The organism is Rhizobium leguminosarum bv. trifolii WSM2297, from assembly GCF_000271845.1.
Genome location: NZ_JH719393.1, coordinates 187,497 through 204,655, shown reverse-complemented (window position 1 = coordinate 204,655; position 17,159 = coordinate 187,497). Strand labels below are relative to the sequence as shown.

The window sequence follows — 17,159 nt, the reverse complement described above, 5'->3', positions numbered from 1 at the left end:
CATGGATCTTTCGACCGCCCCCAAGTCAGACGCTCTTGTCGATCTGCTCGAACGCGACCCCGGTCGCTTCGAGCCGGTGACGGCTTTTCGCGTCGCGCAGACGTCGGTGGAGGAAGGACGGCTCGATGTCGCCTCGCATGTCGGCGTCTCGCCGGCGCCGCTTGCGGTCAGCGGATTTAGCCGCAAGGCCGGCCGCGCCACCGTGCGCAGTGCGCTTGCCGGTCTCATCGGTGCGCTCGGCTCCATGCCATCGACCTATAACGAACTCGTCATGCGCGAAGAGCGCAACCGGTCGCGGGCGCTGGCGGGCTTCTTCGATCTGTTCGGCGCGCGGATGGCGGAACTCTTCACCGACGCCTGCGAGAAATACCGAATCGCCCGGCGGCTGCGCTGGGGCGACAGCTGGGCTAGCAACGCTTTCGTCACGACGCTGCTGTCGCTCACCGGCTTCGGCACCAAGCGGCTGGTCGAAAAAAGCGGCGTCGACGAAGAGCTGATCCTGCGTTTTTCGGGTTTCTTTGCCGCGCGCAACCGCAATGCCGTCAATCTCCGCGCCATGCTTGCCGAATTCAGCGGGCTGCCGGTGGAGATCGAATTGTTCCGCGGCCGCTGGCTGACCATTCCGGCGGAAGAGCGCAGCCGCATGGGCCAGCCGCAGGGCGTCCAGCTTGGCGTCAACGCGACGGCAGGTGCCGCCATCCACGATTTCAGCGGCGGCTTCCGCATCGTCATCGGTCCGCTCGGTTTTGCCGACTACCTCCAGCTTGCGCCGGGCGGGCGCGCCATTACCGAGCTCTTCGCCCTGACGCGGCTTTATGTCGGCGCAGCACTCGAATTCGACATACAGGCGATCCTCAAGAAAGAGGACGTTCCCTTCTGCCAGCTCGGACAGGCGGGCGATCCGCCGCGCCTGGGTTGGAACAGCTGGGCGAGGGTCGCGCCGGCGGCGAAAGACAGCGGCGATGCGGTGATCGTCGAGCGCCTGTCGGCCGAGATGCGGTGAGGAGATGGGGATGCGGCTCGAACTGAGAGAGATTACCAGTAACGTGGCACTGCCGGCCGGCCGCTCGAAATGGTTTTTCGAACGCGGCCGGCGCACACTCGGCCGGGCGCCCGATTGCGACTGGCAGCTGCCGGAGGACCAGCGCTCCGTCTCCAAGCTCCATTGCATCATCGAGCGCGATCGCGAGGGTTTCCTGTTGCGCGACCAAAGCGCAAACGGCTCCCGGGTCGATGGTGTCACCGTCCATGAAGGTGAGATCGCCAGGCTTTCCGACAGGTCGCGGCTGGAGATGGGCGGACTGACCTTTTCCGTCCACATATCAGGCGAGAGCGACCGTGAGATCGAGGATCCCGATGCCGGTCTGGTGCTGAGCGACGAGCCGCTGACCATTTCCGCGATCCTCGCCGATATCGCTCCGGGCGGCCGTACAGCAAGCGGGATTCTCGGAGAGCGCGCGGCCGAGGACTGGACCCTTCCCGAACCGGGCGGCAAAAAGGCGACGGCCTCATCCCGCAATATCGAGATCGGCTGGAGCGGTCCTCCGGAGATCCGCACGGCCACCCAGCTTCTGCCGGCAGACTGGAACGCGGAGGAGACCGAGTACGGCAGCCATCTGGAACATGGTTCCGCCACCCATGTCGCCGTGCCGATCGCCCAGCGCCGGGCCGCGCCGGTGATCGAGATCGTCAACGACAACGATCCGCAGCCAGAGCCCGAGGAATTTCCGACGCTGACGATCGGCCGCGCGGAAGCCTTCGCGGATCGGCTGGAGCCACTGCTCGGCCGGCTCGAGGAGGCTGTCGAGAATAGCTATGCCGTTTTCGAGATGGGTGCGCCTTCCTCCGACAGCCAGCCGGATTTTCTGGCCGCCAGCAGGGAGGATGCGCTCCTTGCCCGCATCGAGGCGCTGCTTACGCAACAACTCAAGCTCAATTCCGCTCTCGAAGCCCTCGTTCAGGCGGCTGGCCGGCTGGAGCCGCGCAGCCTGGAAACGCGTGTCGAGACCGGCGCCTGGCGCCGGGACCGGAATTACTGGCGGGCCTACCGGGCCCAGTTCGAAAAAGACGGCAAGAGCCGGTCGATCCAGGATGTTTTCCGCGAGGCCATGACCGGCGCGATAAGTGGCAGAGATGCAGGGCCTCGTCCGCAGGACAGGCAGGAAGGAAAAGACGCGCATCATGAGGAATGAGAACCGGGTGGCCTGGAGCGAAGGCATGTTCCTTCGCGTGCAGCATTTTCAGCAGGCGGACCGCTGGACCGAGCGGCTCGTGCGCACCGCCACACACGGCCTGGCGCCCTATCCCTGGGGGATATCGGAGATCGGCATCGACCGCGGCGCGCTGGCGATCGGCCAGTTCGCCCTGTCGAACCTGCGCGGCGTCCTGCCGGACGGCACGCCGTTCGAAGCCCCTGTCGATGCCGACCTGCCGCCGCCGCTCGATCTCGACGAGAACACCAAGAATGCGGTCGTTTATCTCGCCCTTCCCGCCCGTCAGCCGGGCAAGGCCGATGTGGCGCTGAACGGCGGCGCTCAGCGCAACAGCGTCCGGCTCGTCGCTTCGCCCTATGAAGCGCCCGACGCCAATGTCGAGACCGACTTCATGGCGCCGATCGATGTCGGCCGCCTCAGCCTGCGGTATCTCCGCACCGGCGACGAGCTTGCCGGCTACGAGCTGATCGGACTTGCCCGTATCATCGAGGTGCGCTCCGACCGGGCGGTGATCCTCGATCCGGATTATATCCTGCCGAGCCTCAACTGCACGGCGGCGGGCCGGCTGAACGAGCTGATCACCGAGCTTCTCGGCATCGTGCGCCACCGCGCCGAGGCGATCGCCGAACGGATCGGTGATCCCACCATTCGCGGGACCGCGGAGGTCGGCGACTACCTGCTCTTGCAGATCCTCAACCGCGCCGATCCGATGCTGAAACATATTTCGGCCAATGCGACGCGCGTCCACCCCATCGCCTTTTACGAGAACTGCATCCAGCTTGCCGGCGAACTCGCTACCTTCACCACCGACCGCAAACGCGCCAGCGATTTCCCGCCCTATCGCCATGACGACCTGAAGGCGACGTTTGCCGCCGTCTTCGACGATCTCAGGGCCTCGCTGTCCTCCGTGCTTGAACAGGCGGCCGTGGCGATCGAGCTTGCCGAGCGTCGGCATGGCGTCAGGATCGGCATGATCAACGATCGCACGCTGCTTCGGGATGCCGGCTTCGTGCTGGCGGTTCGGGCCGAGATGCCGGCCGAAGACGTGCGCCGCAAACTGCCGGCGCAGATCAAGGTCGGCCCTGTCGAGCGCATTGCCGATCTCGTCAACGTGGCGCTGCCGGGCATTCCCGTCCGGCCGCTGCCGGTGCTGCCGCGCCAGCTCCCCTATCGCTCCGGCACCATCTATTTCGAACTCGACACCAAGAACCCGCTCTGGAAACAACTCGACACTTCGGGCGCCATCGCCGTGCATCTCGCCGGCGATTTCCCCGGGCTCGAAATAGAACTGTGGGCCCTCAGAGAATGAAGAACGAACCCGCTTCCTGGCAGAACCTGCCGACCATCGTCGAACTCACCGAGGATGGCGTGAAGAAAAAACAATCCGCCCGCAAGATGGCGGAGATGCTGGACGACGTTCTCGATTTTCCCGAAGGCGAGAAGGGCCTGTCGGGATCGTCTTTGAACGGCGGAGCATCGGTCGAAACACTCGTCAAGGATTTCCGCTTCGGTGCCGAAGACGTGCCGACCCTGGTGCGTTCGGCCGCACCGCTCCTCAACCTTGCCCATGGCCTGCGCTACGCGGAAGAGCAGCCTGACATCGATGAGCTGCGCGCGGTAGCGATCGCCGCCGTCGGCCGCTACGAGCGGGATCTGGCGAGCGCGCGCATCAGCCCGGAGCGGGCGCGCGCCGCCCATTACGTCGTCTGCGCGACGGTCGACGACGTCGTGCTGAGCAAGGCCTGGGGCGTGCGCGCCGGCTGGGCCCGCTCGGGACTCGTCTCCACCTTCCATATGGACGTGACCGGCGGCGAGCGGGTGTTCGACCTGCTCGACCATTTCCACCAGAGCCCCGGCGCCAACAAGGACCTGCTGCTGCTCATCTATCTCTGCCTGTCGCTTGCCTTCGAGGGCCGCACCCGCGTTTCCGCGCGCGGCGGGCTGGAACTCGCCCGCATTCGCGACGGTCTCTACAAGACGCTGCTTGGCCAATACGGCGTCTTCGAACGGGAGCTTTCCCCGCATTGGAAGGGCGTTTCGGCCCGGCACCAGCCGCTGCGCACCGCCGCGGCGCTCTGGACACTGCTTTCCCTACTGACGCTGATCCTGGCGTTCGGCTACCTCTTTTTCACGCTCTCGCTCAATCGCGCCTCCGATGGCACCTTCGAGCGCCTTGCCAACCTGCCGCCGCGCGAGACGCCGAGCGTGCTGGTCACGATTCCCGAGCCGGCTCGCCAGCCGCCGCCTGTCGTCGTCGCCGAAACGCCGCCTCCGCCACCCCCGCCGCAAGCAAAACCGCCGAGCCGGCTCGACAATCTGCTCGCCTTCCTCCAGCCGGAAGTCGAGAAGAAGCTGGTCACGCTCTCGGATTCGAACGGTAGGCTGCTGGTCCGCATCAGCAATTCCGGTCTGTTCGCCACCGGCAGCGCCGAGGTCAGCGACAAGTTCCACGATCTCCTGCAGCGGATCGGCGGCGCGCTCGCCGCCGAGAAATTCCGCGCCGTAGTGGTGGGATATACGGACAATGTGCCGATCCGCACCATTCAGTTCCCCTCCAACTGGCACCTGTCGGAAGCCCGCGCCAAGGCGGTCGGCGACATATTGAGCGCATTCACCGGTCCGGGCGCGATCCTGACCGAGGGACGGGCCGACAGCGACCCGATCGCCGCCAACGACACGCCGGAAGGCCGCGAGATGAACCGCCGCACCGAGATCCTGGTGCTGACCGATCCGAGCGAGCGGCTGAGCGATGCGGGTTTCAAGACGCCGCCGATCAGGGCCGAAGCGCCCGATGAACCGTCGTCCGCCGCAGGAGGCGCTTCGCGATGAATCCCTTAGGTTATTTCTATACGCTGCGTTCCTATGTCGAGGCCTATGCTGGGCTGATCGGCCGGCGCTTCATCTCGATCATCTGGGTGGCGGCGATCTGCGTGGTCATCTGGTTCTACGGCTATCTCGCCGCCTATGGCGATTTCAAGCCGCTGGCGAGCGCCTCGGCGCGGCTGACGCTGATCGGCGTCATCATCGCCGCCTGGCTCGCTTATCTGCTCTTCACGGTGATCCGTGACCGGCGCCGCGACAAGCAGCTCGTCGAAGGGATCGAGCGGGACGCGGAAGCCGAAGCGGCGGCCAGCCAGCAGGCTGAGGTCGGCGAGATCCACAGCCGGCTAAAGGAAGCGCTACAGCTTCTGCGCCGCATCACCAAGAAGCGCTTCGGTTATATCTACGAGCTGCCGTGGTACGTGATCTTCGGCGCGCCGGGTTCCGGCAAGACGACGGCGCTCACCAATTCCGGCCTTAAATTCCCACTCGGCGATGCGCTCGGCAGCAATTCCGTGCAGGGGATCGGCGGCACGCGCAACTGCAATTGGTGGTTCACCGACGAGGCCATCCTCATCGATACCGCCGGCCGCTACACCACGCAGGACGATCTGAACGGCTCAGCCAAGGCCGGTTGGGAGGGATTTCTCGGCCTGCTCCGCAAGTATCGCCGCTCGCAGCCGATCAACGGCGCGCTGGTGACCCTGTCGATCGGCGATCTGCTGACCCGCGATCCGGAAGCCCAGCGCGAGGAGATCAGGGCGATCCGCCAGCGGCTGTCCGAACTCGACGAACTTCTGCATGCACGCGTACCGGTCTATCTGCTGCTGACCAAGGCCGATCTCTTGACCGGCTTCGTCGAATTCTTCGACGGTTTCAACAAAAGCGACCGCGAGCAAGTCTGGGGCACGACGTTCGGGCTCGAAGAGAGCTACAAGGCGGCAAACCTGCCGGACCGTTTCATGGAAGAATTCACTCTGCTGCAGCAACGCGTCGACTCCATGCTGATCGAGCGCCTGCAGCAGGAGCCCAATCCGGAGCTGCGCGGCCGCATCTTCCGTTTTCCAGCCGAACTCGTTTCTTTGAAGGAACGCCTGCAGGAGGTCGTGACCGAGCTTTGCTCAGGCTCGAAACTGGTGGAAGCGCCGCTGCTGCGCGGCATTTATTTCGCCTCCGGCACCCAGAGAGACGAGACCGTTGCCGTCCCCCGCCTGCGGCGCAGCTATTTCCTTTCGCGCCTCTTCAAGGAGGTGATCTTCGGAGAGGCCTCGCTCGTTGCCCGCGACAAGCGGCTTTCCGGCCGGCAGCTCCTCTTCCGCCGTGCCGCCTATGCGAGCGCGGTGCTGCTGCTGGCCGTCGTGCTGACCAGCTGGACGGCCACTTATATCCAGAACACCACGGCGCTCGCCGGCGCCGACAGACGCATCGACGCCTATGAGCAGCTGGTGCGCGGCGTGCCGGTTCGCGACGTCTCGGATGCGGATTTCCTGCGCATCCTGCCGGCGCTCGACAATCTCGCCGCTGTCACCACCGATTTCTCAAAGACCCGCGTCTGGCCGGTCAGCCTCGGCCTCGACCAGGAAGGCAAGGTCGAAAGCCGCCAGCGCGAGGCCTATCAGCGGGCGCTGAACACATTGCTGCTGCCGCGCATGCTGGTACAGCTCCAGAAGGAAATGACCGAGGCCACCGACGTCACCCGAACCTTCGACGCGCTGAAACTCTACGGCATGCTCGGCGGTCTCGGCCCTGTGAATGCGGATTTTGCCTCGCTTGAGGCAGAGGATATGTTCACCAGGCTCTATCCCGACGAAGGCAGGGCCGCGGCTCGCAACGCCCTGATTGCCCATGCCGAAGCCATGGCGCGCGGCGCGCTGCCGCCGATCGAACTCGACAAGGCGCTGATCGCCAAGGCCCGCGCCACCATCCGTTCTGAGAACATCGCCAGCCGCGCCTATGATATCCTGGCGGAATACCGCCAGTCCCGCGCCCTTCCCGGCTGGAGCCCGGCCGGCGCGCTCGGACCGCTCGGCGAACAGGCCTTCGAGCGCACCTCCAAGACGCCGCTCACTGAGAGCATTCCCGGCCTTTTCTCGGCGATCGGCTACCGCACCGTCGTTCTGCCCGAGATCAGCGACGCCGCGACCGAGGCGCTCGACGAGCAATGGGTCCGCGGCGATCCCAATCCCGCCGGCGTCACTGTCGACACGGTCGCCCAGGCGACACTTCAGCTCTACTTCGACAATTTCGAGCAGCGCTGGGCCACGCTTCTCGCCGATATCAGGGTCAAACCCTCGCAGACGATCAGCGATGCGGCGGAAACCACCCGCATCCTCGCGGGCAAACCCGGCCCGGTCGAGACGATCGCGAAATCGATCACGGCTGCCACCGATCTGCGTGGCCCAGGCGCCGAAATCGCCTCTGCTGCCGGCGACAGCTTGGCCGAGTCGACCGCGGCGCTTGCCAGTGCGGCGAATGCCCCCGATCCCTTCGGCCGTCTGCGCGACGCGTTGAAGGCACCGGCCGGACAGTCTCCGCTTACCGACCAACAGGAGGAAGCGCCGCGATCGGAGATCGGCCAGCTCGAGCCGATCCTGCAGAGGGTGCAGGAGCAGCTTTCGCGTGCCACGACCTCGACCGCCGAAGTCGCCAAGGTCTTCGACGTCGACAGCCAACTGACCGACGCCAACCAGGACCTGCTTCAGCAGGCCCGCAAGTTGCCCGCGCCTATCGATAGTTGGATGGCGGGGCTGGCTGCGGATGTCGGATCGCTGGCGGTCAAATCCGCCCGTTCGCGCATCAGCGGCGCCTGGGCCGCGGAGGGCGCGGGCTTCTGCTCGAACGTCGTTGCCGGCCGTTATCCCTTCGACCGGAAATCCCCGCGCGACGTGGCGATGAGCGACTTTGTGAGACTTTTCGGTCCCGAGGGGCTGTTCAAGACCTTCTTCAAGGAGAAGCTCGAAGCCTTCGTCGATACCAGCGCCTCACCCTGGGGCTGGAAGGGCACCTTCGGCGCGGCGAGCATTCCGAGCGCGGCGATCGCCCAGTTCGAGAATGCCGATAAGATCAACCGCGCCTTCTTCCCGGCCGGCAGCGAGAACCCGTCGATCACGATCAACGTCAAGCCGGTCTCGCTGACCGATGCCGCCAGCGCCGTGATGCTGGAGATCGAGGGCGAACGCGTGGTCTATTTCCACGGGCCAATCCAGTCGAAATCGATCACCTGGCCATCGGCGGAAGCCAGCAACGCTTCGCGCATCGCCTTCCAGCCAGGCGGCTGGCAGCAGGCTTTGACGGAGAATGGCGACTGGTCGCCGTTCCGGCTGTTCGACGATGCCAATGTCACCGTGCAGGGCGACGATCTCTTCCGGGCAAAATTCCAGCAGGATGGCCAGGCGGCGGAGTTCGACGTGCAGTTCGGGTCGGTGCTCAATCCATTCCGGCTGGAGGCGCTCGGCGCCTTCTCATGCCCGGCGCAATTCTGATCGGCATGATATGAACGAGCGCGCCACCCTCGAGCGAAGCCAGAGCGAGGCCGACAGGATCGGCTTCTTCGGCAAGCTCCCGAGCCATGGCGACTTCGTTTCGATGGGGCTCGGCCGCGGCCTTCAATCGGCGCTCGACGCCTGGCTGCAGGCCGGGCTGCAGGCGGCGCAGCAGGAACTCGGCGAGGATTGGCAACGCCGTTTCCGCACGATGCCGGCATGGCGTTTCATCATCGAGCGCGGTCTCTGGGGATCGTCGACCGTTGCCGGCGTCCTGCTGCCGAGCCTCGACCGCGTCGGCCGCAGTTTTCCCCTCGTTATCGCCGCCCAACTGCACGGCTTTTCCGAACATCCGCGTCAACTCTACCTCGACGACACCTGGTTCACGGCAGCCGAAGCGATCGCCGAAAGCTCGGCCAGGCGCGATTTCGACATCAACCAATTCACCGCGAGCCTGAAGCGGCTACGGAGCTTGCGGCCAGCCGATCTCGCGGAGAACGAGACGCTGCAGGACAGAGCGTCCAGCCGAGGCACGATCTGGTGGCACATTGACCCGGAGGAGCGCCGGACCAAGGGGTTTGGCGTCAGCGGCCCACCGGAGCCTGCGCATTTCGCGAAGCTGTTGCGCGAGAGTTCCGGAGTGGTTTCACCACCGCCGAAATCCGCAACACCCGCGATACCGCCCCCTGCGATCGTCGAGCAGCATCATCATTCCCTGGTTCTCCAGCGCAGCCACGCCACGCATCCCGGCACGCGACTGAGCGTCAATGCCGACGCGCTACTCGTTTCGGAAACGCCCTCGCTTTTTGCTATCGCCGACGGCATCGGCGATAGCAACGCTGCGGCCGAGGTCGGCAAAATTGCCGTTCATGTGCTGGCTGAAACCGCCGCGCAGCAGACGATCGAAGCACTGGTGCAGGAGGTCAAAGGCAAGCTCGGCCGTGCCCACGGCTTACTTCAATCGGCCTATCATTCCGAAAATCGCGAGCCGTCGGCCACCAGCATCGTCGTGCTGGCCACGCTTCAGGAAAGCTGCGCCCTGCTCTGGGTCGGCGATGCGCGCTGTTATCTGCTGCGGGACGGCATGATGCGCTGCCTCACCCGCGACCATGTGGAGATCGGCCTGCGGCGTACGCTCTCGCGCGCCATCGGCCTGCGCGGGCATCTCGTTCCCGAAGTCCTCTCGGGCGGATTGCAGGCCGGCGACCGGCTGCTGCTCTGCAGTTCCCCGCTGCCCAACGCCGTGCCGGAGCGCAGCATCGCCGAAATTCTGCTTTCCGCGAAAATCGAAAAGGCGGCCGACATCCTCATCCAGGAGGGTTTGATCGCCAATTGCCGCGACAATCTCAGCGCCATTGTGATCGACGTGAAGACCGATGGCGCATGATCCTGCGGAAGCCGATTTCGCGGAGATCGCGCGACATTTCTCCCATCTCTGGCAGGCGTTGAATAAAAGCGCGGACAAACCGAATTCGCCCGAGACCCGGCAGATCCTGGTAGATCGGGTCCGGGATGCGCTCGATCGAGGCGAAGCCCGCCTCAGCGATACCGATCCTAAGATTGTCGCCAACAGCTTCCTGCTCGAAGCGCTGATCCACGAGGGCGCGTTCACCCAAATCTATCGTGCCCGCCATCGTGATCTCGGAACGCTGCACGCCATCAAGCTACCGCGACCCGAGCATGCCGACGATCCCGTCGTCAGGAAACTCATGCTGCGCGAGGCTGATATCGGCATGGCGCTCCGCCATTCCCATATTGCCACAACGCAGACCGTTCTGCGTCTTGCCGACGGACGCCCTGCCCTGGTCATGGAATGGATCGGTAGCCGGCTTGCGGACCTTTTGCAGCAAAGAGCGTTATCTCCTGGCGAGGTGACAGCGATCATGACTTCAGTACTGTTCGGCCTGCAAGCAATCCATGCCGCAGGTTTCGTGCATTGCGACCTGTCGCCGCTCAATCTTCTATCCGCCGATGGCGATTTTTCCCGTTTGAAGATCGCCGACTTCGGCGTGGCGCTCGAGGTCGGATACCGGCATGGCCAATTCGATCTCGCCTTTGCCGGCCGACCGGATCTCGCTTCCCCCGAACAGATGGCCGGTGAACCGCTCGACGGACGATCCGATCTTTACGCAGCCGGGCTTCTGCTCTCCTTGCTGCTGCAACATTGCAAGGAACGCGACGAGGGGTTGGAGGCTTTGGCGCTTCGCCTGTCCGAACGGGCTCCTCAGGACAGACCCCAAAATGCGAAGGCCGCCTTGCATCTGCTCGGCGGCCCCGCGAAACGTCCTGTCCAGGCTTAATTGCCGCTCGAACCGGGAATTGGCGCGGCGGCCGTCGGCACGCTCTTCTGGTAGACGTTGAAGAGCTTGGCGAAGTCCACCAGGCTGGCATTGCTGGCATAGATGATATCGCCGTCCATCATCTGGAAGCGCTGCATCAGCGCCAAATTGGAAACGTCCTTCATATTAACGCGGTAGATCACCGGCTTGCTGCTGACCACGACCGGCGCGGCGGTCTTGGCATTCGCAGCCGCGACCTGCGTATAGACCGGCTGATTGCGCAGCACATAGAAATTGCTCGCATCGGCACGGTCGTCGAGCAGGCCGCCCGCCCGGCCGAGCGCCTGGGCCAGCGTCAGCCTGCCCGGCTCGAATTCGAACTCGCCGACACTCTTGAAAGCGCCGAAGGCGGTGAAGGTCGGGGAATCCTTGTCGACATAGATCTGGTCGTCGGGCAGCAGATAGACATTCTGTTTGCTGTCGTCGATGACGCGCTGCAGCGGCACGGTGGCGCGCTGCTTGCCGCGCATCAGCGTAACGGTCGCCGAGCTCGGCGCCGAGGATGCGCCGCCGGCAAGGGCAACCGCATCGAGCACGCGCTCCTTGCGTGCGGTGAGCGGGAAGCGGCCGGCGGCCCGCACGTCACCATTGACGGTGAAGCCGCTGGAGGGCCTGTCGACCACGGTGACGACAGCCTGTGGATTGACGGCCGAACCCTTCAGGCCGGTGACGATGCGCGTCTGCAGAGCCTCGGTCGAGGAATCCACCACCCGCTGCTTGCCGATGAAGGGAAGGGTCACGTTGCCGGTGGAATCGACGGTGAAGCGGCCGAGATTGAGGGTCTTGCTCTGGGTCGAGGAGAAAAGGCCATCCTCGCCCGGATCGAGAATCGTTACGTCGATGACGTCGCCGCGCCTGAGCCTCGTATCGGCAAATCCGCTGGAGCGCATGCTGCTGAGGCCTGTATCCGTGGCCGTATAGGCGAGCGGAGCGGCCGAAACTGGACCCATCGGCGCTTCCGACAATCTGACAACAGGAATCCGCTCGTTGGTTTGCGGCGAGGTGGCATTATAGAAACCGCCGGCAGTTGGGCCATCGGATGGCCGGGCACATGCACTGAGTACCGCGACAACGATGAATGGCGCCAACTTTCGCATCAGGTATCCTTTTGGCAATATTGAGAGAATCGAAAAATAACAATGGCAGACAACCGAGCAATACCAGTTGCGCGCGAAAAATCAATTGTGACAGCTTAGAGGCAAGGCACTGTGGCTAATCGGCAACCATATGCTCCGCGCTGGAACCAAATCCCTCGTCCACCGGTTCGGTCGAGACGGGTTTCGAACCCATGCAGGTGAGCAAAATGGCCTTGCACATCAAACGAATCTACGAGCCGAAGGAAGACGAAGACGGGACGCGCGTTCTGGTCGACAGGCTCTGGCCTCGCGGGTTGAGCAAGCAGGATGCGGCAATCGATCTCTGGCTGAAGGATATCGCGCCGAGCCCGACGCTGCGCCGATGGTTCGGCCACGATCCCGCCAAATGGACCGAGTTTCAACGACGCTACCGGGAGGAGCTCGAGAAGAACGTATCCGCCGTCGAGGAACTCGAACGTCATATCGGGAAATCGGCGGCAACGCTTCTCTACGCGGCGAAAGACCCTGACCACAACCACGCGATCGTGCTGCAGCGCTTCCTCGGCAAAGACTGAAGCATCGATGGTGGGCGCCGATGAACGCCGCCGCCCTGCGTAAAAATTTCCGGGAACCTTTTCGATTGATCTGCATCCAATGCTCACTTCCAAAGGCGCGCCAGCGCTGCGGAAGGCATGTCACACGACACCAGGGAGACAGATCATGTTGAAACAAATTTTCGGTGCAGCCGTGATAGCGGCTTCGCTCGGCACGGCTTCGATCGCCGCCGATGCCAAACCGACCGACCCGCAAATCGCCCACATCGCCTATACGGCGGGGCAGATTGACGTTACCGCCGCAGAGCAGGCGTTGAAGAAGAGCAAGAATGCCGACGTCATCGAATTCGCCAAGACCATGGAGCGCGACCACAAGGCCGTCAACGACCAGGCGCTCGCCCTCGTCAAGAAGCTGAAGGTGACGCCTGAGGACAATGCCATCAGCCAGTCCTTGTCGAGTGAGGCAGCCAAGGAATTGACGACGCTCGGCGCACTCGACGGCACGGCTTTCGACAAGGCCTATGTCGAAAACGAGGTTGCCTATCACAAGTCGGTCAACGATGCGCTCGCCAAGGTGCTGATCCCTTCCGCTGAGAATAAGGAGCTCAAGTCGCTGCTGGAAACGGGCCTCACCCTGTTCAAGCAGCACCAGATGCATGCCGAGCATCTTGCCTCGGTGATCAAGTAGGTCTGCGATGGGTTTGCTGATGAAATCGCTGCCGCTGCTATTTGCGCTGTTTTGGGCAGTCAGCGGCCTTGCCGCTGCCACGGAATATCAGGTCACCATTGCAGGCATGAAATTCAGTGCGCCGCCTGCCGAACTGCATGTCGGCGATGTGATCGTCTGGCGAAATGATGATATATTCCGGCATACGGCGACGGCTCGTGACAAAAGCTTCAACATCGATCTGCCGCCGAAATCGGAAGGCCGCATGACGATCAGCCGGGCAGGAGCGGTCGATTTCTATTGCCGCTTTCATCCCGCCATGACGGGTAAGCTGGACGTCCGGCCATAGGCCGGGCGCCGGACAGACGAGGCGAGAGGCGGAGATTCCATGAAAGCTATTCCGGCTCAGGCCGCGCGACACCAGCCGCTTCTATCGACGCTTGCCGACGCCGATCTCGTGCCGCTGGCAAAGATCGGCGATGAACCCGCCATCCGAGCCATCGTCCAGCGTCACAATCAACGCCTGTTCCGCACCGCCCGCGCCGTCATCCGCAACGATGCGGAGGCGGAAGATGTCGTCCAGGCGTCGTACGTCAAGGCCTTCACCAATCTGGCGGCGTTCCGGGGTGAGGCGGAGCTTTCGACATGGCTGACGCGGATTACGCTCAACGAGGCGCTGGGCCGGGTGCGAGCCCGAAAGAACACCACCGGGCTGGAGGAAATCGACATGCAGGCGACGTCGGCGGGTGGGGAGATCGTGCAGTTTCCGTCCTCCTTATCTGCAACAGATCCGGAAACCGAGCTGTCGCGGAGCCAGGCGCGGCAGCTCCTCGAACAGGCGGTCGACGAACTCCCGGATGATTTTCGCGCCATTTTCGTGCTGCGTGAAGTCGAGGGCATGAGCACCGAAGAGGCTGCATCCCATCTCGGCATAAGGTCCGAAACCGCCAAGACCCGATTGCACCGGGCGCGGAAGATGATGCGTCAGTCGATCGAAAATCGGCTCTCCGGCGCATTCTCGGCGCTGTTCCCGTTCGATGGCGCCCGTTGCGCCTTCATGGCCGATCGCGTCGTCGCAGCGCTTCGCCAGACGTCATAAGCCCTGCCAATATTAGCCCGGCTGCACCGTCATGGTCGACCGCGCTGTGTTTCGCCTGGTCCCGCCGACCAGTCATCCGCAGCGGTCCTCCTACGACCCCGTCGACAGAGAACCGGCCTGCAGCTCTCCGCTCAATCTGTCGAGCTCGTTCAAAACATTTCGGATCCGGGCACGCGCCTGGAGCATCTGATCCATCTCCGGATTGCCGGAAGGTTCGCCCGTGTCCTGCAGGGCGTGAATGTCTATCAAGTTGCTGGGGACCGGATTCGGAAAGAGGATGATTTCAGCCATTTGCATTCTTTGTTTCGTTGTTTTGGCGGACAGGAAACCCTCATGTCTCCAGATCCGATGGCTTATGGGATGCGGCGTGTTTCATTGCCGATCGACCGGAACATCCTCGCTATTCATTGCAGCGAGTTGCATGTGTTCGTCGGGCCATAAACGCCGCGTCAGCCTTAACAAATCCCTAGTTTCGCCTTCGCGACCGTCCCGTTTGCGGCTTTACTGCGCCATGTGGACACGCCCGCGACAATCGGATAGCACAACTACGAATTGAGGCGATGCCGACGTCGGATGGCCGCTTCTTGGCAGGGCGATCGCTCGCCATCGCACCGACAAACCGGAGGAGATCAAAAGGGCGAACACTGAACGAGTTGCACCGGTTCAACTGATATTCTCAGGATGGAATTGTCTCGCAAAGCCGCTCGTTTGCATTGGGACCACCCGCCGGAGAACGCAGCCACAGGGCGATGATATCCGCCTTGGGCACGGCTTTGCTGTAAAGAAACCCCTGCGCCGAGCCGCATCCGTTTGCCGCCAGGAAAGCTGCCTGCTCGGCGGTTTCGACGCCTTCCGCTACCACGTTCTGTCCGAGGCAGCGCGCGATGGAGAGGATCGCCTTGACCAGTTCCTCGTTCCGTCTGTCTGTGCTGTTGATGAATGAGCGGTCGATCTTCAACGTATCGATCGGAAAGCGCGCCAGATAGTTCAGCGCCGAATAGCCGGTGCCGAAATCGTCGATGGCGATCGAAAATCCCATGCTTCGAAGTTCCGAGAGCGCCTGCAATGTTTCATCCTTCTGATCGAGCAGCAGGCTTTCGGTTATTTCGATTTCGACCCATTCTGCGCGGCAACCGGTCTCGTCGAGGATGTCGGCAATCGACTTTACCAGCCCGGCGGATTGGAATTGTTTGACCGACAGGTTGATCGCCACCTTATGCGGTGAGCGGCTATCGGCATTCAGTTCGGTCGCGGTCTGGCACGCCTCGCGCAGCACCCACTGCCCGAGTTCCACGATCAGCCCCGTGTCTTCGGCGACCGGAATGAAGCGGACGGGCGGAATCATGCCCATTTCCGGATGGCGCCATCTCAGCAAAGCTTCGCAGCCGACCATGACGCCGCTGTCCAGAAGCACCTTGGGCTGGTAGTGCAGTTCCAGTTCGCCGCGCTCGATCGCGCGGCGCAAATCCGATTCCAGTCGCATGCGCTCTTCGGCACTTGCCGTCAGGTCTTTCGAATAGAAGCGGAAACCGTTCCGCCCGGAGCGTTTGGCGAGATACATTGCCGAGTCGGCATATTTCACAAGGTCGTTGGCGTCGGCGCTGTCATTGGGATAGAGCGCAATGCCGACGCTGCATGAAATGAACACCTCCTGGCCATCCAGCAGGAAGCGCTCCCTGAACTTATCCAGGATACTGTGAGCAATCCGGCCGAGATCGTCGCCTTGGCTGATATCCGGCAACAGGATCGCGAATTCGTCGCCACCGAGACGGGCGACCGTGTCAAAGTCGCGAACGCTCGCATTGAGGCGCGCCGCCGCCTGACAGAGCAAATCATCGCCGACGGGATGACCCATCGTATCGTTGACCGCCTTGAAATGATCGATGTCGATCAGCATCACCCCGGCCCGCTGGCCTCTCGACCCAGCTGAGGTGATCATCTGCCGCAGCCGATCGTTAAACAGCGATCGGTTCGGCAGCGAGGTCAAAGGATCGTAAAAGGCCATCTGGTGAATTTTCTGCCGCGAGACGTTCAACTCGGTAACGTCTCGGGCCACACCGAGAACCCCGACAATGTCTCCCCCTGCATCCATGACCGGCACTTTGCGTGTTTCAAGAAGAACGGATTGACCATTCTCCTCGGAGACGACCCATTCCTCACCGACGAGCATGCCTCCGGTCTCGATCGCCTCTTCGTCCGTGACTCGGAAATACTTAGCCCTTTCAGGGGCGAACAGATCGAAATCCGTCTTTCCCACCACCTCAGATTCCGTCTTCCCAGTCAGTTGCTCGAAGGCGTGGTTGCACAGGAGATAGACGCCATCCATGTTTTTCACCCAGACCATATCAGGCATGGTCTGAAGCACGCTGAGAAGCTGCATCCGTACGGAGTTGATAGCTTCTTCCGCCTGTTTTCGCTCAGTAATGTCGCGCGAGAGCGCAAGTAGCGTGGTGGTCGAGTCAGCACTCGGCCGCTTGGCTACGGACAGCTCGAACCAACGAGTCTCACCGTTCGGCAGGGAGATGCAAATGCACCGTCCATAAGCAACTCCCTCTTTGCCGGCCTCGCGCAGAGCCTCCATCGCGATGGCCGCCTGATCGGGCGCCAGAACGTCGCTGACCGTCTTGCCGAGCAGCATCTCCTTCTGCTGGGCCAGTAGTTCTGGGTTTCTTGTCCAGACCTGCAGATAACGGCCGTCCTGGTCCACCTCGAAGAGAACATCCGGAATGGCGGCGATGATCCCCTCTGCGAATTCAAGCGCCTTCTTCAGTTCCCGCTCCGCCTGCTTGTGTTCGTTGTTATCGACGATAAGGGCCGGCTGCGGAAGCGATTGGGACAACGTCATGACGGATCTCCTCACCATGGGCATCAACCGAATGCATCATCCATCCAATCGAGAATTTCCTCGG

Annotated in this window: 14 protein-coding genes; 11 read left to right on the top strand and 3 right to left on the bottom strand. The window is 62.9% G+C overall.

Annotated elements, in window-relative coordinates; translation table 11 throughout:
- Position 1: 1 nt before the first annotated feature.
- Genes tssG through RLEG4DRAFT_RS04765 form a run of 7 tightly spaced genes read left to right on the top strand, consistent with a single transcriptional unit; the run spans position 2 to position 10,815 of the window.
- The gene (gene tssG / locus RLEG4DRAFT_RS04795; protein WP_003575661.1) at positions 2 to 1,003 is read left to right on the top strand and encodes a type VI secretion system baseplate subunit TssG; all 1,002 of its coding nucleotides are present in this window, start codon (positions 2 to 4) and stop codon (positions 1,001 to 1,003) included.
- Positions 1,004 to 1,013: 10 nt separating this feature from the next.
- Positions 1,014 to 2,192 (top strand): type VI secretion system-associated FHA domain protein, encoded by a 1,179-nt coding sequence (locus RLEG4DRAFT_RS04790; RefSeq protein WP_003575659.1) that lies wholly within the window; start codon positions 1,014 to 1,016, stop codon positions 2,190 to 2,192.
- Positions 2,182 to 3,522, top strand: a complete 1,341-nt coding sequence (gene tssK / locus RLEG4DRAFT_RS04785) for a type VI secretion system baseplate subunit TssK (RefSeq protein WP_037093246.1) — start codon at positions 2,182 to 2,184, stop codon at positions 3,520 to 3,522. The genes RLEG4DRAFT_RS04790 and tssK overlap by 11 nt, the downstream gene beginning before the upstream one ends.
- A complete protein-coding gene (tssL, locus tag RLEG4DRAFT_RS04780) occupies positions 3,519 to 5,042 on the top strand; it encodes a type VI secretion system protein TssL, long form (protein WP_003575655.1) in 1,524 nt (507 codons plus the stop codon). Before tssK ends, tssL begins: the two co-directional genes overlap by 4 nt.
- Complete coding sequence (gene tssM / locus RLEG4DRAFT_RS04775; RefSeq protein ID WP_003575653.1) at positions 5,039 to 8,515, top strand: type VI secretion system membrane subunit TssM; 3,477 nt, start codon at positions 5,039 to 5,041, stop codon at positions 8,513 to 8,515. The genes tssL and tssM overlap by 4 nt, the downstream gene beginning before the upstream one ends.
- A gap of 10 nt (positions 8,516 to 8,525) precedes the next feature.
- Complete coding sequence (gene tagF, locus RLEG4DRAFT_RS04770) at positions 8,526 to 9,902, top strand: type VI secretion system-associated protein TagF (RefSeq protein ID WP_003575651.1); 1,377 nt, start codon at positions 8,526 to 8,528, stop codon at positions 9,900 to 9,902.
- Positions 9,892 to 10,815: a serine/threonine-protein kinase gene (locus RLEG4DRAFT_RS04765; protein WP_003575650.1), complete on the top strand. Its 924-nt coding sequence runs from the start codon at positions 9,892 to 9,894 to the stop codon at positions 10,813 to 10,815. The genes tagF and RLEG4DRAFT_RS04765 overlap by 11 nt, the downstream gene beginning before the upstream one ends.
- Here RLEG4DRAFT_RS04765 and RLEG4DRAFT_RS04760 read toward each other — a convergent pair.
- Positions 10,812 to 11,951 carry a polysaccharide biosynthesis/export family protein gene (locus RLEG4DRAFT_RS04760; protein ID WP_003575647.1) on the bottom strand — a complete coding sequence of 380 codons (1,140 nt, stop codon included), beginning with the start codon at positions 11,949 to 11,951 and terminating at the stop codon, positions 10,812 to 10,814. The genes RLEG4DRAFT_RS04765 and RLEG4DRAFT_RS04760 overlap by 4 nt on opposite strands.
- A gap of 206 nt (positions 11,952 to 12,157) precedes the next feature.
- On the opposite strand from RLEG4DRAFT_RS04760, the gene RLEG4DRAFT_RS04755 reads away from it, so the two are divergent.
- The 4 genes from RLEG4DRAFT_RS04755 (at position 12,158) to RLEG4DRAFT_RS04740 (ending at position 14,250) form a co-directional block, all read left to right on the top strand.
- Positions 12,158 to 12,505 (top strand): DUF488 domain-containing protein, encoded by a 348-nt coding sequence (locus RLEG4DRAFT_RS04755; protein ID WP_003575645.1) that lies wholly within the window; start codon positions 12,158 to 12,160, stop codon positions 12,503 to 12,505.
- Positions 12,506 to 12,650: 145 nt separating this feature from the next.
- Positions 12,651 to 13,172, top strand: a complete 522-nt coding sequence (locus tag RLEG4DRAFT_RS04750) for a DUF4142 domain-containing protein (protein ID WP_003575644.1) — start codon at positions 12,651 to 12,653, stop codon at positions 13,170 to 13,172.
- Positions 13,173 to 13,179: 7 nt separating this feature from the next.
- Entirely contained in the window at positions 13,180 to 13,500 is a 321-nt protein-coding gene (locus RLEG4DRAFT_RS04745; protein WP_003575642.1) for a cupredoxin domain-containing protein, read from the top strand.
- A 39-nt stretch (positions 13,501 to 13,539) separates the two neighbouring features.
- Complete coding sequence (locus tag RLEG4DRAFT_RS04740) at positions 13,540 to 14,250, top strand: RNA polymerase sigma factor (protein WP_003575640.1); 711 nt, start codon at positions 13,540 to 13,542, stop codon at positions 14,248 to 14,250.
- A gap of 90 nt (positions 14,251 to 14,340) precedes the next feature.
- On the opposite strand, the gene RLEG4DRAFT_RS04735 is transcribed toward RLEG4DRAFT_RS04740, so the two are convergent.
- Together RLEG4DRAFT_RS04735 and RLEG4DRAFT_RS04730 are read right to left on the bottom strand one after the other, a co-directional pair.
- The gene (locus RLEG4DRAFT_RS04735) at positions 14,341 to 14,541 is read right to left on the bottom strand and encodes a hypothetical protein (protein ID WP_125869615.1); all 201 of its coding nucleotides are present in this window, start codon (positions 14,539 to 14,541) and stop codon (positions 14,341 to 14,343) included.
- A gap of 385 nt (positions 14,542 to 14,926) precedes the next feature.
- Positions 14,927 to 17,095, bottom strand: coding sequence for a putative bifunctional diguanylate cyclase/phosphodiesterase (locus RLEG4DRAFT_RS04730; RefSeq protein WP_003575636.1), 2,169 nt, complete (start codon positions 17,093 to 17,095; stop codon positions 14,927 to 14,929).
- Between the last annotated feature and the right edge of the window lie 64 nt (positions 17,096 to 17,159).